Origin of the sequence: Methylorubrum extorquens (genome assembly GCF_024169925.1) — a bacterium.
GTDB lineage: Bacteria > Pseudomonadota > Alphaproteobacteria > Rhizobiales > Beijerinckiaceae > Methylobacterium > Methylobacterium extorquens_A.
The window spans coordinates 1,079,511-1,098,273 of record NZ_JALJXF010000001.1 but is presented as its reverse complement, the minus strand read 5'-3'; the positions used below and the strand labels follow the sequence as shown (position 1 = coordinate 1,098,273).

General features: G+C 69.5%; 20 protein-coding genes. 14 read left to right on the top strand and 6 right to left on the bottom strand.

Going from position 1 to position 18,763, the window contains the following annotated elements; genetic code table 11:
* Positions 1 to 3: 3 nt before the first annotated feature.
* From J2W78_RS05465 to secG, 3 genes are all read right to left on the bottom strand, one after another.
* Positions 4 to 402: a DUF350 domain-containing protein gene (locus tag J2W78_RS05465; protein WP_253368694.1), complete on the bottom strand. Its 399-nt coding sequence runs from the start codon at positions 400 to 402 to the stop codon at positions 4 to 6.
* A 151-nt stretch (positions 403 to 553) separates the two neighbouring features.
* A complete protein-coding gene (locus tag J2W78_RS05460) occupies positions 554 to 2,182 on the bottom strand; it encodes a CTP synthase (RefSeq protein ID WP_253368692.1) in 1,629 nt (542 codons plus the stop codon).
* Positions 2,183 to 2,374: 192 nt separating this feature from the next.
* Complete coding sequence (gene secG, locus J2W78_RS05455) at positions 2,375 to 2,839, bottom strand: preprotein translocase subunit SecG (protein WP_253368690.1); 465 nt, start codon at positions 2,837 to 2,839, stop codon at positions 2,375 to 2,377.
* A 292-nt stretch (positions 2,840 to 3,131) separates the two neighbouring features.
* Between secG and J2W78_RS05450 the strand changes: the two genes are divergently transcribed.
* Together J2W78_RS05450 and J2W78_RS05445 are read left to right on the top strand one after the other, a co-directional pair.
* Complete coding sequence (locus J2W78_RS05450) at positions 3,132 to 3,413, top strand: hypothetical protein (protein WP_253368688.1); 282 nt, start codon at positions 3,132 to 3,134, stop codon at positions 3,411 to 3,413.
* 20 nt (positions 3,414 to 3,433) lie between these two features.
* Complete coding sequence (locus J2W78_RS05445; RefSeq protein ID WP_253368686.1) at positions 3,434 to 3,907, top strand: cysteine hydrolase family protein; 474 nt, start codon at positions 3,434 to 3,436, stop codon at positions 3,905 to 3,907.
* A gap of 20 nt (positions 3,908 to 3,927) precedes the next feature.
* Here J2W78_RS05445 and J2W78_RS05440 read toward each other — a convergent pair whose 3' ends face one another.
* Together J2W78_RS05440 and tpiA are read right to left on the bottom strand one after the other, a co-directional pair.
* Positions 3,928 to 4,440, bottom strand: coding sequence for a Tsi3 family protein (locus J2W78_RS05440; RefSeq protein ID WP_253368684.1), 513 nt, complete (start codon positions 4,438 to 4,440; stop codon positions 3,928 to 3,930).
* Entirely contained in the window at positions 4,437 to 5,201 is a 765-nt protein-coding gene (gene tpiA / locus J2W78_RS05435) for a triose-phosphate isomerase (protein WP_253368682.1), read from the bottom strand. Before tpiA ends, J2W78_RS05440 begins: the two co-directional genes overlap by 4 nt.
* A 245-nt stretch (positions 5,202 to 5,446) precedes the next feature.
* On the opposite strand from tpiA, the gene J2W78_RS05430 reads away from it, so the two are divergent.
* From J2W78_RS05430 to J2W78_RS05375, 12 genes are all read left to right on the top strand, one after another.
* Positions 5,447 to 7,351 carry a peptidylprolyl isomerase gene (locus J2W78_RS05430; RefSeq protein ID WP_253368680.1) on the top strand — a complete coding sequence of 635 codons (1,905 nt, stop codon included), beginning with the start codon at positions 5,447 to 5,449 and terminating at the stop codon, positions 7,349 to 7,351.
* A gap of 7 nt (positions 7,352 to 7,358) precedes the next feature.
* Positions 7,359 to 8,879, top strand: coding sequence for an anthranilate synthase component I (gene trpE, locus J2W78_RS05425; protein WP_253368678.1), 1,521 nt, complete (start codon positions 7,359 to 7,361; stop codon positions 8,877 to 8,879).
* 218 nt (positions 8,880 to 9,097) lie between these two features.
* The gene (locus J2W78_RS05420) at positions 9,098 to 9,700 is read left to right on the top strand and encodes an anthranilate synthase component II (protein ID WP_253368676.1); all 603 of its coding nucleotides are present in this window, start codon (positions 9,098 to 9,100) and stop codon (positions 9,698 to 9,700) included.
* A gap of 198 nt (positions 9,701 to 9,898) precedes the next feature.
* Positions 9,899 to 10,912, top strand: a complete 1,014-nt coding sequence (trpD, locus tag J2W78_RS05415) for an anthranilate phosphoribosyltransferase (protein WP_253368674.1) — start codon at positions 9,899 to 9,901, stop codon at positions 10,910 to 10,912.
* A gap of 33 nt (positions 10,913 to 10,945) precedes the next feature.
* The gene (trpC, locus tag J2W78_RS05410; RefSeq protein ID WP_253368672.1) at positions 10,946 to 11,794 is read left to right on the top strand and encodes an indole-3-glycerol phosphate synthase TrpC; all 849 of its coding nucleotides are present in this window, start codon (positions 10,946 to 10,948) and stop codon (positions 11,792 to 11,794) included.
* Positions 11,791 to 12,276, top strand: coding sequence for a cyclic pyranopterin monophosphate synthase MoaC (moaC, locus tag J2W78_RS05405; protein WP_367399406.1), 486 nt, complete (start codon positions 11,791 to 11,793; stop codon positions 12,274 to 12,276). Before trpC ends, moaC begins: the two co-directional genes overlap by 4 nt.
* On the top strand, positions 12,273 to 13,499 hold the full coding sequence (locus J2W78_RS05400; protein ID WP_253368671.1) for a molybdopterin molybdotransferase MoeA: 1,227 nt from the start codon (positions 12,273 to 12,275) through the stop codon (positions 13,497 to 13,499). Before moaC ends, J2W78_RS05400 begins: the two co-directional genes overlap by 4 nt.
* Positions 13,500 to 13,660: 161 nt before the next feature.
* Entirely contained in the window at positions 13,661 to 14,122 is a 462-nt protein-coding gene (gene fabZ / locus J2W78_RS05395; protein ID WP_003603892.1) for a 3-hydroxyacyl-ACP dehydratase FabZ, read from the top strand.
* 5 nt (positions 14,123 to 14,127) lie between these two features.
* Complete coding sequence (lpxA, locus tag J2W78_RS05390) at positions 14,128 to 14,934, top strand: acyl-ACP--UDP-N-acetylglucosamine O-acyltransferase (RefSeq protein WP_253368670.1); 807 nt, start codon at positions 14,128 to 14,130, stop codon at positions 14,932 to 14,934.
* 11 nt (positions 14,935 to 14,945) lie between these two features.
* Positions 14,946 to 15,794 (top strand): LpxI family protein, encoded by an 849-nt coding sequence (locus J2W78_RS05385; protein ID WP_253368668.1) that lies wholly within the window; start codon positions 14,946 to 14,948, stop codon positions 15,792 to 15,794.
* Entirely contained in the window at positions 15,791 to 16,951 is a 1,161-nt protein-coding gene (gene lpxB / locus J2W78_RS05380) for a lipid-A-disaccharide synthase (protein WP_253368666.1), read from the top strand. The genes J2W78_RS05385 and lpxB overlap by 4 nt, the downstream gene beginning before the upstream one ends.
* Positions 16,948 to 17,427 (top strand): YaiI/YqxD family protein, encoded by a 480-nt coding sequence (locus tag J2W78_RS05375; RefSeq protein WP_253368664.1) that lies wholly within the window; start codon positions 16,948 to 16,950, stop codon positions 17,425 to 17,427. Before lpxB ends, J2W78_RS05375 begins: the two co-directional genes overlap by 4 nt.
* Before the next feature lie 44 nt (positions 17,428 to 17,471).
* Here J2W78_RS05375 and gltA read toward each other — a convergent pair whose 3' ends face one another.
* Complete coding sequence (gltA, locus tag J2W78_RS05370; RefSeq protein WP_003603897.1) at positions 17,472 to 18,761, bottom strand: citrate synthase; 1,290 nt, start codon at positions 18,759 to 18,761, stop codon at positions 17,472 to 17,474.
* Between the last annotated feature and the right edge of the window lie 2 nt (positions 18,762 to 18,763).

The following is an 18,763-nucleotide window of genomic DNA, read 5'->3' as shown; positions in this document are numbered from 1 at the left end:
GCGTCAGTAGCTCATGCAGGCAGCGTTCACGAGGCCGCCCGCGAGAGAAGCGGCTCCGAGCAGCACGGCGGGCGCGGTCTCACCCTCGTCGATCCGCCGCGACAGGTTCGGCAGCAGCGGCCGCATCATCCAGTAAATCGCGACCTGCACCACCAGGGCGACGAGCCCCCAGACGATGCAGTCGATCAGAGAGCCGGCATAGCGCACCGCCGCCGAGAGCGGGATCGAGTAGCCGAGCAGGCTGCCGCCGAGCGCCAGGGACGCGGCAAGGTTGCCCTCGCGCACCAGGGCGATCTCCCGGTGCGCCGTCGCGGTGAGGTAGGTCACGAGGTAGAGGGCAGTGAGCCCGAGGGAGACGGCGAAGTAGGCAAGGAAGGCCGGCAAGCCCGAGATCGTCGTCAATGGCTCCCTCCAGCCTCAAGCGCCGGCGGCCGCATCCGCGGCCTTGGCTCACGCTTCGCTCGACGCCTCGGCTGAGCCGAGGCCGCTCCGCGGGCGCTCTTGGCGCCTGGACAGCGATGCAATCGCTCTTCGAGGATCGCACCGCTTCCTGTCACACCAGCCGGCTCTGCTCGATCGCGGCGGCGATGAACCCTTTGAACAACGGGTGCGGCTCGAAGGGGCGCGACTTCAACTCCGGATGGAATTGCACGCCGATGAACCACGGGTGGCCCTCGTGTTCAACTGTCTCGGGCAGCAGTCCGTCCGGCGAGGTGCCGGAGAAGCGCAGACCCTTGGCCTCTAGACACGCGCGATAGGCCATGTTGACCTCGTAGCGGTGCCGGTGGCGCTCCGAGATCTCGGTGCCGCCGTACATCTGCGCGATCTTGGTGTCCGCACCGAGCGTCGCCTTGTAGGCGCCGAGCCGCATGGTGCCGCCGAGATCGCTCTCGGCCGCACGGCGTTCCAGCTCGTTGCCGCGCATCCACTCGGTGAGAAGGCCGACCACCGGTTCCTCGGTCGTGCCGAACTCGGTGGAGTTGGCCCCCTCGATCCCGGCGAGCGAGCGCGCCGCTTCGATCACCGCCATCTGCATCCCGAAGCAGATGCCGAAATAGGGGATGTTGCGCTCGCGGGCGTAGCGGGCCGCGCGGATCTTGCCCTCCGCGCCGCGCTGGCCGAAACCGCCGGGCACGAGGATGCCGTGCAAGCCTTCGAGGAACGGCGCCGGGTCCTCGCGCTCGAACACCTCCGCCTCGATCCATTCGAGGTTGACGCGGACGTTGTTGGCGATGCCGCCATGCGTCAGCGCCTCGGTGAGCGATTTGTAGGCGTCCTTGAGCCCCGTGTACTTGCCGACGATGGCGATGGTGACCTCGCCCTCGGGGTTGCGCACCCGCTCGAGGATGTCCTGCCAGAGGTCGAGCTTCGGCTCAGTCTCGGGCTCCATCTGGAAATGCGCCAGGATCTCCCGGTCGAGGCCCGCCTCGCGGTAGGAAAGTGGCACGGCGTAGATCGTATCGACGTCGCGCGCCTCGATGACTGCGCTCTCCCGCACGTTGCAGAACAGGCCGAGCTTGCGCCGCTCGTCTTGCGGGATCGGCCGGTCGCAGCGGCAGAGCAGGATGTCGGGCTGGATGCCGATGGAGCGCAACTCCTTCACGGAGTGCTGCGTCGGCTTGGTCTTCAATTCACCGGCGGACGGGATGTAGGGCAGCAGCGTTAGATGCAGGTAGCAGACGCTGCCGCGCGGGCGTTCCTGGCCGATCTGGCGGATGGCCTCGAAGAAGGGCAGGCCCTCGATGTCGCCGACCGTGCCGCCGATCTCGACCAGCACGAAGTCGTAATCGTCGTTGCCGTCGAGCACGAACGTCTTGATGGCGTTGGTGACGTGCGGGATCACCTGGATCGTGGCGCCGAGATAGTCGCCGCGCCGCTCCTTGGTGATGATGTCGAGGTAGATCCGCCCCGTGGTCACGTTGTCGGCGCGTGAAGCCGGCAGGCCAGTGAAGCGCTCGTAATGGCCCAGATCGAGGTCGGTCTCGGCGCCGTCGTCGGTGACGAACACCTCGCCGTGCTGCGTCGGGCTCATCGTGCCCGGATCGACGTTGAGATAGGGGTCGAGCTTGCGCAGGCGCACGCGGTAGCCGCGGGCTTGGAGCAAAGCTGCCAGGGCGGCGGAGGCGAGGCCCTTACCCAGGGAGGAAACCACGCCGCCGGTGATGAAAACGTACCGCGTCATGGGCTCCGGTCCATAAAGGGGCTCAAGCGATTCGCCAAACCGCAACGGTTGCCGCACCCCGCCGGCCACGCGGGAGGCGGCACGGGGCGAGGCCCCTCATGCCGTTGAGGAATTCGTCTCTCACATCCCCGCGGCCGATGCGCCGGCCGCAAGGGTCTTATCCGCAGATGGTGCGGCTCGGCCGCAGCGGGCTCAGCGCGATTGCGGCGCATCCGGCGTCGTCGGTGCGGCCGGCGGCGTGCTCGGGGCGGGAGCCGGCGTCGCCGGCGTGGCGGGCGCGTCGGTCGGCACCGAGGCCGGCTGGCCGGGCTGAGCCGGAGCGCCGCTGCGAAGCGTGTCGAGCAGGTTGTCCGCGTTCACCGGCTTCTGGGTCTGCGTCTGGCCCTGCGGCGTCCCGGCCTCGTCGAGGATCGAGCGCGGCGCAGCGGTGCGGTGGGCCATGATCGCCAGCGCGATGCTGGTGGTGAAGAAGAGTGCCGCCAGGATCGCGGTCGCCCGCGTGAGCGCGTTCGCCTGACCGCGGCCGGTCATGAAGCCTGAGACGCCGCCGCCCCCGCCGCCGCCGAGCCCGAGCCCGCCCTCCGAGCGCTGCAGCAGCACCACGGCGATGAGCGCCAGGACGATGATGAGGTGGACGACGATGAGGACGGTCTGCATAGCGATTCCGGTGCCCGCTCGCGCGGACGCTGTCGGTGTGCCGGACTAAAGGTCGCGCGCAAAAGCAGCGCGCCCGCGTATCCGCTGCACGAAGTGGGGGCTCCTACACCGTTTGCCCACCCGCGCCAACCGGCCTTCATGCAAGCGGGCGGGACAAACGATTTGCACGAGGCCCACACGAAGGATGTGTCGCGGCATCCGGAGCCGCCGCTCGCCTCGATATAAAGACAGCGTTCTGGAAAAACGCCGCAGGAGCATGGTCATAGGGCCACGGCCCGTGCGAGGAGTCGGAATGAGCGATTTTCAGCACGAAGCCGGGCGGTTCGCCGCCTTCATTGACCGCGCCGACCGCGAGGAGATGGAGGCCGTGCAGTCCGACCTCCTGCGGATCGCCCTGGAGCGGCCCGATCCGGCGGGGCGGGCGCAGGCGATGGATGCGCTGCAGGCAGCCCTCTCCGACCGGATCCGGCCGGACGCGATGAGCCCGCTGCAGCAGGCCTTCTACGTCGCGGTGCTCTCGATGATCGAACGCACCAAGGAGGCGGTGGCGAAGGCGCCGGCCCGGGCGGACTGACCGCGAGCCCGGCGCGTTCCATGCGACGGGACCGGCAGGCCCTCCTCGTCGTCGATGACCAGGCGAGCTTTCGCGTGCCAGGCACGATCGTCGCGGGCATCGCCGCGCTAAGCCGGACGCTGCACACGGTCGCCACCGTCGAGCGGCACGACGAGGCGGTGACGCCGTTCAGGGCGCAACTCGGCTGGGCGCCGCCGGCGGACGAAGAGCCGCTGGTCCCGGCCGACCGGGTTTTCGTCAAGCGCGGCTACCTGCCGCCGCTCGCGCTGATCGATCATTTCAGGGCGCTCGACATCGAGCGCGTCCTCGTCTGCGGCGTGCAGTCGGAGACCTGCTGTCTCGCCGCCGGCTTCATGCTGTTCGATGCCGGGTTGCGCCCGACCCTGCTGCCGTGGCTCAGCGTCGGATCGTCCCTCGACCGCTCCGGCTCACTCGGAGCCGAGCTCTGGCGGCATCATTTCGGAAGCGTTCTGATCGGTCCCGAGGCGATGTAGCCTACGGGCAAATCACGGGCTCAGCGGGTCGCGGTGCAGCGCGCGGTCGCCAGCGCCGACCATGCCGGTTCGAAATCCGGCTCGGCCCCGTCGTCTCGCTGCACCGTCGCTTCGAGGCGCACGACACCGCCCGAACGCTCGACCTCGGCGACGAGCGTCGTCTCCTCGCCGCCGGATCCTCCGGCCTCGCGCGTGACCCGGTAGCGGGCGATCGTCGCACCGAGCGGCCGGCGCTTCGGCATGGGAGCCGCGTCACTGCCTTGTCCGGGCATCAGCCTGATCTCGAACACGCTGCGCCGGCCCTGCTGCCCGATCGGTTGCAGGACGATCTCGTCGCCGCGTGCCTGGGCCGAAAAACCCTTGGGGATATCGAGGGTCGGCCGACAGCCGCCCGGGGCCGTGATCGCCGCACCCTGCGATGCCGTGGTTGTGAGGAAAACGAGGATCGTTCCGGCGGCCGACAGAAGCGGCCGGGCGCCGAACAGTCTCGGCCCGATGCGCCCCGCGGCGCTGCGCGGCTGGGGAACGCTCACCCCTCGTAGGCTCGGCAGATTCCCAAAAAGTCCTCCGCTACGAGGCTGGCGCCGCCGACCAGCGCGCCGTCGACGTTCTCCACCGCCATCAGTTCGCGGGCGTTCGAGGGCTTCACCGAGCCGCCGTAGAGGATGCGGATCTTGTGCGCCTCCTCGCCGACGAGCTTGTCGAGCATCTCGCGCAGCGACGCGTGGACCTCGGCGATCTCCTTGGCGGTCGGCGTGCGGCCCGAGCCGATCGCCCAGACCGGCTCGTAGGCGATCACCGTGTCGGCGCCGGTCGCGCCCTTCGGCAGGCCGATGGCGAGCTGCGCGCGCACGATGTCGAGCGCCCGGCCCTGCTGGCGCTCCTCCATGGTCTCACCGACGCAGATGATGCCGCGCAGGCCCGCGCGGCGGGCGCCGAGCGCCTTGGCGTGGACGCCGTCATCGGTCTCGTAATGGTAGGCGCGCCGCTCGGAATGGCCGACGATGACGTAGGTGGCGCCGAGATCGGCGAACATCTCCGCCGAGATCGAGCCTGTGAAGGCGCCGCTCGGGCGGGCATGCAGGTTCTGGCCGCCGATGGCGACCGCGGAGCCGTAGACCGCCGCCAAGCAGGAGGAGATCAGCGTCGCGGGCGGGCAGATCAGCACGTCGATCTTGTCTGCGAGCGCCGGCGAAAGCCCGTCACGGATCGCCTCGACGGTCGGGACCGAGGAGAGCAGACCGTTCATCTTCCAGTTGCCGGCAACCAGCGGACGGCGTCCCTCGCTTGCCATGGCGTCCCGGTTCTCCGTGTCTCGTTCGAGGACTTACAACGTCGTGGGCGGGCCTAGCAGAGCAAGCTTAGGCGCGCAAACCACCTTTGAGATCGTCCCGCCCCCATCCCGCCCCCATCCCGCCCCCTTCCGGGCGCCCGGATGACATGCCCTTTGCGCCGCCGTCCCGATCGTCTATCGCGGGGCTCGAATTTGTTCCCTGCCCGCGCGGGCAGGGACCGTAGAGATTTAGGCCCGGGCGTCCGATGCTCCAGTCCATTCGCAGTGCCAGCCAGCATTGGCTCGGCAAGGTCGTGCTGTCGGTGATCTTCACCTTCCTGATCGCGGGCGTCGCGATCTTCGGTGTGGAGGAGTTTTTCCGCGGCGGATCGACCACCGCCGTCGCCACCGTCGGCAAGACGCCGATTTCGGCCGAGGAGGTCCGCACGGCCTACCAGAACCAGCTTCAGCGCTACCAGGCGCAGCTCAAGCGGACGCTGACGCCGGACCAGGCGCGGGCGATGGGTCTGGAGCGGCAGGTGCTGGCGCAGCTCATCACCGAGGCGGCCCTCGACCAGAAGACCACGGATCTCGGGCTGGCGGTCTCCGATGCGACGGTGCTGCGGGCGATCCAGGACGAGCCGAGTTTCAAGAACGCCAATGGAAGCTTCGACCGGGCGCTGTTCTTCCAGACGCTGCAGCGGGCGGGCCTGAACGAGGGGATGTTCGTGCGCGAGCAGCGCTCGGTCATCGCCCGCCTGCAACTGGCGGACGCGATCGTGGCCGAGATGCCGGTGCCCCAGGCGATCCGCGAGGCGGTGCACCGCTACTCCACCGAGCGCCGCGACGCCGCCGTGCTGACGCTGGCGCCCTCCGCCGCGGGCGAGATCCCCGCCCCGACCGACGAACAGCTCAACGCCTACTACGACAACAACAAGGGCTCGTTCCGCGCCCCCGAATACCGCACCCTCAACCTGCTGGTGCTCGACCCCTCTGCCCTGGCCAAGCCGGATGAGGTGTCCGACGAGGAAGCGCGCAAGGTCTACGAGGCCAACCAGGGCCGGTTTGGCAAGGCGGAGCGCCGCACGATCCAGCAGATCAGCTTCCCCGACGAGACCGCTGCCGCGGAGGCGCGGGCCAAGATCGAGAGCGGCGCGACGCCGTTCGAGACCGTGGCCGCCGAGCGCGGCCTCGATCCGAAGCAGCTCGATCTCGGCACGATGACGAAGGCCGAGCTGTTCGATCCGACGGTGGGCAACGCTGCTTTCGCCGTGGAACAGGGCAAGGTGAGCGAGCCGGTGAAGGGCCGCTTCGGCACCGTGCTCCTGCGCGTCACGGCCATCGAGCCGGGCACGGTCAAGCCGTTCGACGAGGTCAAGGACGAGATCCGCAGGGAGATCGCGCTGAAGCGCGTGCGCGACGGCGGCCTCGACAAGGTGCAGGACGCCATCGAGGATGCCCGCGCCTCCGCCAAGCCGCTCGCCGAGATCGCCAAGGATCAGGGTCTGACGCTGCTGAGCATTCCCGCGGTCGATGCGCAGGGCAACGACCCGTCCGGCCAGCCGGTCGCCGGCATTCCGGACAAGGAGACCACGTTGCCGGCCGCCTTCCGTGCCGATGTCGGCAACGACACCGAGGTGCTGCGCACCAAGGCCGGTGGCGCGATCTGGTACGACGTCGTCAAGATCGATCCTTCGCACGAGAAGCCGCTGGCGGAGGTCCGCGACGATGTGGTGAAGGGCTGGACCGCGGCCGAGGTCGAGAAGCGCCTCGTCGCCAAATCGAAGGAGCTGAGCGAGCGCCTCGACAAGGGCGAGGCCATCGAGACCGTGGCGCAGGAAGCGGGCGTGCCGCTGAAGACGGTCTCCGAGATCGGCCGCAACCAAGCGAAGGACGACCTCTCGACCGAGATCGTCGAGCGCATCTTCACCACCCCGGTCGGCAAGGCGGCCTCGGCGCCCGCCGGCGAGGGACGCGCGGTGTTCAAGGTCACGGCGGCCACGATGCCGGCCTTCGTGCCGGGCACGCCGAGCGACGGGCAACTCGTGGCGTCGCTGCGCACGGCGATCGCCGACGACGTGCTGGCTGAGTTCATCGCCGAGGTGCAGAAGAGCGCGGGCGTCAACGTGAACCAGACCGCCCTGCGACGTGCGCTCGGCGGCGAGTACTGAGGCCGTCATGACCGAGCCTGCGCACGAGGCAGTGGCGCGCGCCTACGAGGCGGGACGGGCGAGCCTGCTCGGCCTTACCCTGGTGGCCGATCTGGAAACGCCGGTCGCGGCCTTCCTCAAGCTGAAGGCGGTCCATGCCGGCCCCGGCTTCCTGCTCGAATCGGTCGAGGGCGGCGCGGTGCGCGGGCGCTACTCGATGATCGGGCTCGACCCCGACCTGATCTGGCGCTGCCGCGACGGGCGCACCGAGATCGCCCGCGACGCGGGCCTCGCGGATTTCGTGGCCGACGAGCGGGCACCGCTCGCCTCGTTGCGCGCCCTCATCGCCGAGAGTGCGGTGGGTGACGACGCCGAAAGCGCCGCACTGCCGCCGATGGCCGCCGGCCTGTTCGGCTATCTCGGCTACGACATGGTCCGCGCCATGGAGCGCCTGCCGGAGCCGAACCCCGATCCGCTCGGCGTACCCGACGCGATCCTGATGCGCCCGCGGGTGATGGTGGTGTTCGACGCGGTGGCCGATGCGCTCACCGTCGTCACCCCCGTGCGGCCAACCGAGGGCGTGAGCGCCCGCGCTGCGCTGGAAGCCGCGCAGGCCCGGCTCGACCGGGTGGCGGAAGCTCTCGAAGGCCCGTTGCCGGTCGAGGCCCGGGCGGATGCGGCAAGCCTAGCCCTGCCCTCCCCGGTCTCGAACACCGAGCCGGACGCGTTCCTCGGCATGGTGGCCAAGGCCAAGGAGTACATCGTCGCGGGCGACATCTTCCAAGTGGTGCTGTCGCAGCGCTTCGAGGCGCCCTTCACCCTGCCGGCCCTCGCGCTCTACCGCTCCTTGCGCCGCACCAACCCGGCGCCGTTCCTGTGCTACCTCGATTTCGAGGCGTTTCAGGTCGTCTGCTCCTCGCCTGAGATCCTCGTGCGGGTGCGCGAGGGCAAGGTGACGATCCGCCCGATCGCCGGCACGCGGCGGCGCGGCGCCACGCCCGCCGAGGACCGGGCGCTGGCCGACGAACTCCTGGCCGACCCGAAGGAGCGTTCCGAGCACCTGATGCTGCTCGACCTCGGCCGCAACGATGTCGGCCGCGTCTCGAAGATCGGCAGCGTCACCGTCACCGACTCGTTCTTCCTCGAATACTATTCCCAGGTCATGCACATCGTTTCGAACGTCGAGGGCGACCTCGACCCGAAGCACGACGCGCTCTCGGCGCTCGCCGCCGGGTTTCCGGCGGGCACCGTCTCGGGCGCGCCGAAGGTGCGGGCGATGGAGATCATCGACGAGTTGGAGCGCGAGAAGCGCGGACCTTATGGCGGCTGCATCGGCTATTTCGGCGCGCGCGGCGAGATGGATACCTGCATCGTCCTGCGCACGGCCATCGTGAAGGACGGCCGCATGCACGTGCAGGCCGGCGCCGGCATCGTTTACGATTCCGATCCCGCCTCCGAGCAGCAGGAATGCGTGAACAAGGCCAAGGCCTTGTTCCGGGCAGCCGAGGATGCGGTGCAGTTTGCGAGCCGGGCCAAGCGTGGGCAGTAGGCGCACGGGCACGTCGTCTTGACTTGCCGGCTTCCCGTCGCCACCCCTCTAGAGAACGGTAATCCCGTCATCTTCCTCATCCTGAGGTGCCGGCGCGCAGCGTCGGCCTCGAAGGATCTTCCAGATCCCGCCTGATCCCTGGAGGATCCTTCGAAGCTGCTTCGCGGCACCTCAGGATGAGGGTGTGAGCGGGACACAAGGCGCTACGGCTGAGTTCGATGTCCAACGTCCTCGTCATCGACAATTACGATTCCTTCACCTGGAATCTCGTCCACCTGATCGGCCCGCTCTGCGAGCGGATCGACGTGGTGCGCAACGATCAGATCGATGTCGCCGGCATCCGCGAACGGGCCCCGGACGCGCTCGTGCTCTCGCCGGGGCCGTGCACCCCGAATGAGGCCGGCATTTGCCTTGATGCGGTGCGCGAGCTGGGCGCCGAGATCCCGATCTTCGGCGTGTGCCTCGGGCTCCAGACCATCGGGCAGGCCTATGGCGGCGACGTGGTGCGGGCGCCCTCCCCCATGCACGGCAAGGTCTCGACCATCCGCCACGAGGCCAAGGGCGTCTTTCGCGGCATCAACGAGGGCTTTGCCGCCACGCGCTACCACTCGCTGGTGGTGGACCGCGCGAGCTGCCCGCAGGATCTCGCGGTCACGGCGGAAGCCGACGGCCTCATCATGGGGCTCCAGCACCGGGAACTGCCGGTCCACGGCGTGCAGTTCCACCCCGAGAGCATCCTCTCGAACCACGGCACGCAGATCCTGCGCAACTTCCTCGACATCGCCGCGGCGTGGCGCAAGGAGTCGGCCGCCCGCGCGTGACAAGCCCGGCCTCGGCGTGCATTGACGGGGCACACCCTATTCCCTCCCCCTTTCGCGGGTGAAGGTGCCTCGCGGATGAGAGGCGGGAGGGGAGCGAGGCGTTCCGAATTGCGCGGAGCCCTCCCCTCGCCCGACCCGCCTCGCGGGCCACCCTCCTCCGCGAAGGTGAGAGGGCTTCCAGCGGATGATCACGGACCCATGGAGTCCTTCAAAACCCATCTCGCGACCGTCGCGGCCGGCGTCCCGCTGAGCCGCGAGCAGGCCCGCGCCGCCTTCGACGACCTGCTCTCGGGCGAGGTCACGCCGATCCAGGCCGGCGCCTTCCTCACCGCCCTCTCCGTGCGCGGCGAGAGCGAGGACGAGATCGTCGGTGCGGTCTCGGCGATGCGCGCGCGGATGCTGCCGGTGGCGGCGCCCGAGGGCGCCATCGACATCGTCGGCACCGGTGGCGACCATTCGGGCAGCTACAACGTCTCGACGCTGGCCGCGATCCTCACCGCCGCCTGCGGCGTGCCCGTGGCTAAGCACGGCAACCGTGCCGCCACCTCGCGCTCCGGCGCTGCCGACGTGCTGGCCGCGCTCGGCGTGAAGATCGGCTTGCCCCCCGAGGCTCTGGCGCGCTGCCTCTCGGAGGCCGGGCTCTGCTTCATGTTCGCGCAGACGCATCACGGCGCCATGCGCCATGTCGCGCCGGTACGCACCGAACTGCCGTTCCGCACCATCTTCAACATGCTCGGGCCGCTCTCGAACCCGGCCGGCGTGACGGCGCAGGTGTTCGGCGTCTCGCGGCCCGCCTGGGCCGAGCCGCTGACGCGGGTGCTGGCCACGCTCGGCAGCTGCCGGGTCTGGACCGTGCACGGCTCCGACGGGCTCGACGAGATCACCACTACCGGCCCCACCGCCGTGGTTGCGCTGGAAGATGGCGTGTTCCGGCACTTCACCCTCGATCCGCGCGAGGTCGGCCTGCCGCTCGCGACCCTGGACGACCTGCGCGGGGGCGACCCCGAGCACAACGCCGCCGCTTTGGGCGCCGTGCTGGAGGGTGCTCGCAGCGCCTACCGCGACATCGCCGTGCTGAACGCCGGTGCCGGCCTCGTGGTGGCGGGGGCCGCCGGCACGCTCGCCGAGGGCGTTGCGCGGGCGCAAGAGGCGATCGATTCCGGCGCGGCGCGGGGCACGCTGGCGCGCCTCGTCGCCGTCTCCAATGCGTGATAGACGGCCTCGAACGATTCTAAGGACAACCCGATGGACGATATCGTCGCCGACGTGACCGCCGGGCCCGCCCCGGAACGGGCGAGCGTGCTGGCGCGGATCGAGGCCTATAAGCGCCGCGAGATCGCCGAGGCGAAGCTGCGCGTGCCGCTGGCCAAGCTGGAAAAGCAGGTCGCCAAGGCCGAGCCGCCCCGCGGCTTCGCCGACGCCATCGCCCGGCATATCGCGGAAGGCCGCCCGGCCCTGATCGCCGAGATCAAGAAGGCCTCGCCCTCCAAGGGACTGATCCGCGCCGATTTCAACCCGAAGACGCTGGCCAAGGCCTATGCCAAGGGCGGCGCCACCTGCCTTTCGGTGCTGACCGATACCCCGTCCTTCCAGGGGGCGCCGGACTTCCTGATCGAGGCGCGCGGAGCCTGCGACCTGCCGGTACTACGAAAAGACTTCATGTTCGAGCCGTATCAGGTCTACGAGGCCCGCGCCTGGGGCGCCGATTGCGTCCTCGTCATCATGGCCTGCCTCGATGACGCGGAGGCCGCAGCCATCACCGAGACGGCCCACGATCTCGGCATGGACGTGCTGGTCGAGGTCCACGACGCGCAGGAGCTGGAACGCGCCGTGCCGCTCGGCACGCGGATGATCGGCGTCAATAACCGCAACCTCAAGACCTTCGAAGTGTCGTTCGAAACGGCGATCACCCTCAAGCCCGGCATCCCGGCCGACCGCATCGCGGTGGCCGAAAGCGGCATCGGCGGCCACGCCGACGTGCTGCGGCTGAAGCAGCACGGGCTCGATACCATCCTGGTCGGCGAAAGCCTGATGCGGCAGGACGACGTGACCGCGGCGACAAAGGCCCTGCTGTTCGGGGATCAGGGCCGGTGAGCGGCGCCACCCTCACCCATATCGACCGGACCGGCGCGGCCAACATGGTCGACGTCTCGGACAAGGCCGCGACCTCGCGCACGGCGGTGGCGGAGGGCGTCGTGGTGATGCTTCCCGAGACCCTGGCGCTGATCCGCGAGGGCGACGCCAAGAAGGGCGACGTCATCGGTACCGCCCGGCTCGCCGGCATCATGGCGGCCAAGCGCACGCATGAGCTGATCCCGCTCTGCCACCCGCTGCTGATCACCAAGGTGCGGCTGACCTGCGAGCCCGACGACGCCCTGCCGGGCCTGCGCCTCACCGCCGAGGTGAAGGTACAGGGCCAGACCGGCGTCGAGATGGAGGCGCTGACCGCCGTCTCGGTCGCCTGCCTGACGGTCTACGACATGGTGAAGGCCGCCGATCGCGGCATGCGCATCGAGGGCATCCGCCTCCTGTCGAAGGAGGGCGGCAAGTCCGGCGCCTGGAGCGCCGACGAATGAGTCTGCTCCCGGTTGCTGAGGCCCTCGCAAAGATCCTCGCCGCCATCCCCGGCCCGGTCGGGACGGAGGAGATCCCCATCGCGCAGGGCGCCGGCCGGACGCTCGCCGCCGACCTGACCGCCCGGCGCACCCAGCCGCCCTTCCCGGCCTCCGCCATGGACGGCTACGCCGTGCGCGCCGCCGACGTGGCGACCGTTCCGGCGCGCCTGCGTCTGATCGGCACCAGCGCCGCCGGTCACGGATTTTCCGGAACGGTGGGGCCGGGCGAGGCGGTGCGCATCTTCACCGGCGCGCCCGTGCCCGAGGGTGCCGACGCGATCCTGATTCAGGAGAACGCCGAGGCCGAGGGCCAGACCGTCAACGCCCGCGAGCCGGTGGCGGCGGGCCGCTTCCTGCGCCGCGCCGGCCTCGATTTCCGCGAGGGCGAGACGCTGGTGCGGGCCGGCGACACCCTCGACGCACGCCGCCTCGCGCTCGCCGCCAGCGCCGGCTACGCCGTGCTGCCGGTACGGCGCAAGCCACGGGTCGCCGTCCTCGCGACCGGCGACGAACTGGTTCGTCCGGGCGAGCCGGCGGCCTGGGACCAGATCGTCGCCTCGAACGGCCTCGCGCTCGGAGCGCTGAGCCTCGAGTCGGGTGCGGAGGTCATCGATCTCGGTATCGTCACCGACGATCTCGGTGCCCTGCGCGCGGCGGTCGGCCGCGCGCGCTCGGCCGGGGCCGACCTGCTCATCACACTCGGCGGCGCTTCGGTCGGCGACCACGATCTCGTCCAGGCCGCACTCGGGGCCGAGGGGCTGGAACTCGGCTTCTGGCGAGTGGCGCTCCGCCCCGGCAAGCCGCTGATGCACGGTCGGCTCGGGCCGATGCTGGTGATCGGTCTGCCGGGCAATCCGGTCTCCTCGATCGTCTGCGGCCTGCTTTTCGTGGTCCCGGCGATCCGCGCGCTCCTCGGCGATCCGCGCGCGGGCGAGGACCGCAGCGAGCCGGCGACCCTCGGCCGCGACATGCCGGAGAACGACGCCCGCCAGGACTACCTGCGCGCCCGCCTCGACATGGCGCCGGATCGGTTGCCGGTTGTCCATCCCGAGTCGCGTCAGGATTCCTCGATGCTCTCGGTGCTCGGCACCAGTGAGGCGCTGCTCATCCGACCGCCGCATGCGAGCCCGGCCAAGGCGGGCGACCCGTGCCGCATCCTGCGGCTGGACCGGCGGATCGTCTGAGCGGCTATCGCGGTTGATGCCGCTGGTTGTGGTCCCCCGACGGCGCAAAAGTCTTGCATCCGCCCGATTTTCTGCCGAAGAGGGCGGCCTTCACCGGCAAAAGGCACGGGACCGTGCGGCGGACGCCGCCGGGCAAGCATGGGCGGGGAGTGTTGGAACCGATGAGTGAGACGCGGGAGCTGGGTTCGGCCGACATCCAGAAGGTGCTGGAACTGCTGCCCCACCGCTATCCCTTCCTGATGATCGACCGCATCATCGAGATCGACCGCGACGAGAGCTGCATCGGCATCAAGAACGTCACGGCGAACGAGCCGCAATTCACCGGCCACTTCCCCGGCTTGCCGGTGTTCCCCGGCGTGCTGCTGATCGAGGGCATGGCTCAGACCGCGGGCGCGATCTGCTGCCGCCACATCATGAACGACGACCTTAAGACCAAGCAGGTCTTCTTCATGACCATCGACAAGTGCAAGTTCCGCAAGCCCGTCGTACCCGGCGACCAAGTGCGCTTCCACATGACGAAGATGAACCAACGCAAGACCATGTGGTGGTTCCGCGGCGAGGCTCGCGTCGATGGCGCGCTTGTGGCCCAGGCCGAGATCGGTGCCATGCTGGTGACGGAGTGAGCGCGGTGCGGGACGGGATCCATCCGAGCAGCGTCGTCGAGGACGGCGCCCGGCTTGGGGACGGCGTGCGGATCGGCCCGTTCTGCCATATCGGACCCGACGTCGTGCTCGGCGACGGCTGCGAGCTCGTCAGCCACGTCGTGGTCGCCGGACGGACGACGGTGGGCGCGCGCACCCGGATCTATCCCTTCGCCTCGATCGGCCATCCGCCGCAGGATCTGAAGTTCCGCGGCGAGCCCTCGACACTCGCGGTCGGCTCCGATTGCCTGATCCGCGAAGGCGTGACGATGAATCCCGGCACCGCCGGCGGAGGGCTTGAGACGGTGGTCGGCAACGGCTGCGCGTTCCTCGCCAACAGCCATGTCGGGCACGATTGCCGGGTGGGCGACCACGTCATCTTCTCCAACAACGTGATGCTCGCCGGGCATTGCACGGTGGGCAACTACGCCATCCTCGGCGGCGGCGCGGCGGTGATCCAGTTCGCCCGCGTCGGCGACCACGCCTTCGTCGGCGGCCTGTCGGGGCTTGAGAACGACTGCATCCCCTACGGCATGGTGCTCGGCAACCGCGCCTACCTCTCCGGGCTCAACATCATCGGACTCCAGCGCCGCGGTTTTTCACGCGAGGACATTCACATCCTGCGCCGGGCTTACCGTCTGCTCTTCGCCCAGGAGGGCACGCTGATGGAGCGCGTCGAGGACGTGGCCGCCGAGTTCGACACCCATCCGGCGATCCACGAGATCCTCGCCTTTATTCGCGCGGGCGGCAAGCGCTCGATCTGTACGCCCCGTCCCGTTTCCGCAGCGGCCTGAGGGCCTTAAGAATGGTCGATCCCGCCCGGCCCCTCGCCCTGGTGGCCGGCGCGGGCCGCTTGCCGGAACTGGTCGCCGCCTCCCTCGAGCGGGCCCGCCGGCCGTTCCGCGTGCTCGCCGTGCGCGGCTTCACCGAGCGGGCGATGCGGCGGCGCGCCGATGCGGTGGTCGATCTCCTCGACATCCCCGGCACCCTGCGCATCCTCAAGGAGTGGGCGCCTGCCGCGGTCGTACCGGCCGGCGGCGTCGCCCGCCCGAGTCCGGCTGCGCTGCTCAACGCGGCCCACGCGGTGCGCAACCGCGATATTCTCAAGAGTCTTGCTGGTGGTGATGACCGGCTGCTGCGGGCCGTGCTCTTGCTCCTCGAAGAGAACGGGCACCGGGTGCTCGGCGTCCACGAGGTCGCGCCCGATCTGCTCGGCCGGCTCGGTCGGCTCGGCCGGGCGGAGCCCGATTCCAACGCGACCCTCTCGATCGCCACGGGCCGCGCCATGCTCGGTGCCCTGAGCCCCTTCGATGTGGGGCAGGCGGCCGTGGTGGCGGGTGAGCGCGTCATCGCCGTCGAAGGCCCCGAGGGCACCGACCGCATGCTCGCCCGCGCCCGCGCCCTCAACCGCAAGCCCTTCGGTCGCGGTACGCCCGCGAAGGGGACCGTGCTCGTCAAACTGCCGAAACTCGGCCAGGATCTGCGCATCGACCTGCCGGCGATCGGCCCGCGCACCGTGCGCCGCGCGGCGGAAGCGGGATGTGCCGGCATCGCTATCGGCGCCGGCCATACCCTGGTGATCGATTGCGAGGCGACGGTTGCGGCGGCGGATGCGGCGGGTCTGTTCCTGATCGGCGTGGAGGTCACCCCATGACGCATCGGCGGATCTGGCTCGTCGCGGGTGAGGATTCCGGCGACCAGCTCGGCGCCAAGCTGATCCGGGCGCTGCGGGCGCTCGCGCCCGCGCCCCTCACGCTCGGCGGCGTCGGCGGCGAGGCGATGGAGGCGGAGGGCTTACCCTCACTCTTCCCCATCGATGACGTGGCGGTGATGGGCTACCTTCCCGTGGTCGCCCGCGCCCGCACCCTGCTGCGGCGTATCCGCGAGACTGTGGACGACGTCGTGGCGGGCCGGCCCGACGTGCTCGTCATCATCGACAGCCCCGGCTTCACCCATGCGGTGGCGACCCGTGTGCGCAAGCGCCTGCCGGATCTGCCGATCGTCGATTACGTTTCGCCGAGCGTCTGGGCGTGGCGGCCCTGGCGGGCTAAGGGCATGGTGCCCTTCATCGACCACGTGCTTGCCCTCCTCCCCTTCGAGCCGGACGCGCATCGCCGCCTCGGCGGGCCGCCCTGCTCCTATGTCGGCCACCCGTTGATCGAGCGTCTGGCCGAGCTGCGTCCCTCCCCCGACGAGGCAGCGATCCGCGAAGGCCGCCCGCCGGTCCTCGCCGTCCTGCCGGGCTCGCGCCGCTCGGAGATCGAGCGGCTGATGCCGGTCTTCGGACAGGCGACGGCCGAACTCAGCCGACGGGTTGGTCCCTTCGAGATCGAGCTGCCGGCGGTGAGCCGTCACCGCGCCCTGATCGAGCGGCTCGCCGCCGCGTGGGAGCGGCATCCGCGGATCGTCCACGGAGAGGCCGGCAAGTACGCCACCTTCCGCCGGGCGCGGGCCGCGCTCGCGGCCTCCGGCACCGTGACCCTTGAACTCGCGCTCGCCGGCGTGCCGATGGTGGTGGCCTACAAGGTGTCGCGGGTCGAGGAAGTCATCGCTCGGCGCCTGATCCAGGTGCCGACGATCGTGCTCCCGAATCTAATCCTGTCCGAGAACGCCATGCCGGAATTCGTGCAGGCCGATTGCACGCCGCAGCGGCTCGCCGAGACGCTGGCCCCGCTTCTCGCAGGCGGCCCTGCCCGGCGGGTGCAACTCGACGCGCTGGCCCGCATCGACGGCCGGATGCGGCTGCCCGGCGACGAGGAACCGAGCCGGGCGGCGGCCCGGATCGTGCTGGAGGCGCGGCGGGCGGCATGAGCACGGAAGCACCCCCGAGGATCGCGATCTACGTCGATGCCGACGCCTGCCCGGTGAAGGATGAGGTGTACCGCGTTGCCGGGCGCTACGGCCTGCACGTGTTCGTCGTCTCGAACAGCTTCCTGAACCTGCCGCGCGAGCCCTGGATCGAACGCATCGTCGTCGGAGACAAGTTCGATGCGGCGGACGACTGGATCGCCGAGCGCGTGGGCCCCGGCTCCGTCGTGATCACGGCGGACGTGCCGCTGGCGAGCCGCTGCGTGAAGGCCGGCGCGGTCGCGCTCGCGCCGAATGGCAAGGCGTTCACGGAATCATCGGTTGGTCTCGCGCTCGCCACCCGCAACCTGATGCAGGACCTGCGCGAAGCCGGCGCGATCACTGGCGGTCCAAGGCCATTCTCCCCGAAGGATCGCTCGGCCTTCCTCGGCGCGCTGGATCGCGTGGTCATGCGCCTCAAGCGCGATCTTAAGCTTTGACATCGAGCGCCTCCGGACCGCGGGGTCCGGAGGCGCTCTTCAGCTCAGCTCCGCTGGCCGATCGGCGTGTAGTCGCGGCGATCCGGGCCGATGTAGAGCTGGCGCGGGCGGCCGATCTTCTGCGACGGGTCCTCGATCATCTCGGCCCACTGCGCGATCCAGCCGACGGTGCGGGCGAGCGCGAACAGCACCGTGAACATCGAGGTCGGGAAGCCGAGCGCCTTGAGGGTGATGCCCGAGTAGAAGTCGATGTTCGGGTAGAGCTTCTTCTCGATGAAGTACTCATCCTCGAGAGCGATCTTCTCGAGCTGGACGGCGACCTCCAACAGGTCGTCCTTGATCCCGAGTTCGTTCAGGACCTCGTGGGTCGTCTTCTGCATGATGCGCGCGCGCGGGTCGTAGTTCTTGTAGACCCGGTGGCCGAAGCCCATCAGGCGGAAGGGATCGTTCTTGTCCTTCGCCTTAGCGACGTATTTCTGCACGTTCTCGGGATGCCCGATTTCCATGAGCATCTTGAGCGCCGCCTCGTTGGCGCCGCCATGGGCCGGGCCCCACAGGCAGGCGATGCCGGCCGCGATGCAGGCGAACGGGTTCGCGCCCGAGGAGCCGGCGAGACGCACCGTCGAGGTCGAGGCATTCTGTTCGTGGTCGGCGTGAAGGATGAAGATCTTGTCGAGCGCGCGGGCGTAGATCGGGTTGACGACGTATTCCTCGCACGGAACCGCGAAGCACATCCGCAGGAAGTTCGAGGTGTAATCGAGGTCGTTCTTCGGATACACGAAAGGTTGGCCGATCGTGTACTTGTAGGCCATCGCCGCCAGCGTCGGCATCTTCGCGATCATGCGCAGCGAGGCGATCATCCGCTGGGACTCGTCCGAGATGTCGGTCGAGTCGTGGTAGAAGGCCGAGAGTGCGCCGACGCAGGCCACCATCACCGCCATCGGGTGGGCGTCGCGGCGGAAGCCCTGGAAGAAGCGGTTCATCTGGTCGTGCACCATGGTATGGCGCGTGACCCGGTAGTCGAAATCCGCCTTCTGGGCCGAGCTGGGTAGCTCGCCGAACAGCATCAGGTAGGCGGTTTCGAGGAAGTCGCCGTTCTCGGCGAGCTGTTCGATCGGGTAGCCGCGATAGAGCAGCACGCCCTCGTCGCCGTCGATGTAGGTGATCTTCGATTCGCAGGAGGCGGTCGAGGTGAAGCCCGGATCGAAGGTGAACTTGCCGGTCTGGGCGTAGAGCTTGCCGATATCGACGACGTCGGGACCGATCGTTCCGGTCTTGATGGGCAATTCGACGTTCTTGTCGCCCACGATGATGGTGCTGGCGGAAGCGCTCATGG

What these genes read in the sequence shown, in the direction of transcription:
- J2W78_RS05460 (WP_253368692.1), bottom strand. Translation starts at nt 2,182, where the DNA reads ATGACGCGGTACGTTTTCATCACCGGCGGCGTGGTTTCCTCCCTGGGT.
- secG (WP_253368690.1), bottom strand. Translation starts at nt 2,839, where the DNA reads ATGCAGACCGTCCTCATCGTCGTCCACCTCATCATCGTCCTGGCGCTC.
- J2W78_RS05450 (WP_253368688.1), top strand. Translation starts at nt 3,132, where the DNA reads ATGAGCGATTTTCAGCACGAAGCCGGGCGGTTCGCCGCCTTCATTGAC.
- J2W78_RS05445 (WP_253368686.1), top strand. Translation starts at nt 3,434, where the DNA reads ATGCGACGGGACCGGCAGGCCCTCCTCGTCGTCGATGACCAGGCGAGC.
- tpiA (WP_253368682.1), bottom strand. Translation starts at nt 5,201, where the DNA reads ATGGCAAGCGAGGGACGCCGTCCGCTGGTTGCCGGCAACTGGAAGATG.
- J2W78_RS05430 (WP_253368680.1), top strand. Translation starts at nt 5,447, where the DNA reads ATGCTCCAGTCCATTCGCAGTGCCAGCCAGCATTGGCTCGGCAAGGTC.
- trpE (WP_253368678.1), top strand. Translation starts at nt 7,359, where the DNA reads ATGACCGAGCCTGCGCACGAGGCAGTGGCGCGCGCCTACGAGGCGGGA.
- J2W78_RS05420 (WP_253368676.1), top strand. Translation starts at nt 9,098, where the DNA reads ATGTCCAACGTCCTCGTCATCGACAATTACGATTCCTTCACCTGGAAT.
- trpD (WP_253368674.1), top strand. Translation starts at nt 9,899, where the DNA reads ATGGAGTCCTTCAAAACCCATCTCGCGACCGTCGCGGCCGGCGTCCCG.
- trpC (WP_253368672.1), top strand. Translation starts at nt 10,946, where the DNA reads ATGGACGATATCGTCGCCGACGTGACCGCCGGGCCCGCCCCGGAACGG.
- J2W78_RS05400 (WP_253368671.1), top strand. Translation starts at nt 12,273, where the DNA reads ATGAGTCTGCTCCCGGTTGCTGAGGCCCTCGCAAAGATCCTCGCCGCC.
- fabZ (WP_003603892.1), top strand. Translation starts at nt 13,661, where the DNA reads ATGAGTGAGACGCGGGAGCTGGGTTCGGCCGACATCCAGAAGGTGCTG.
- J2W78_RS05385 (WP_253368668.1), top strand. Translation starts at nt 14,946, where the DNA reads ATGGTCGATCCCGCCCGGCCCCTCGCCCTGGTGGCCGGCGCGGGCCGC.
- lpxB (WP_253368666.1), top strand. Translation starts at nt 15,791, where the DNA reads ATGACGCATCGGCGGATCTGGCTCGTCGCGGGTGAGGATTCCGGCGAC.
- J2W78_RS05375 (WP_253368664.1), top strand. Translation starts at nt 16,948, where the DNA reads ATGAGCACGGAAGCACCCCCGAGGATCGCGATCTACGTCGATGCCGAC.
- gltA (WP_003603897.1), bottom strand. Translation starts at nt 18,761, where the DNA reads ATGAGCGCTTCCGCCAGCACCATCATCGTGGGCGACAAGAACGTCGAA.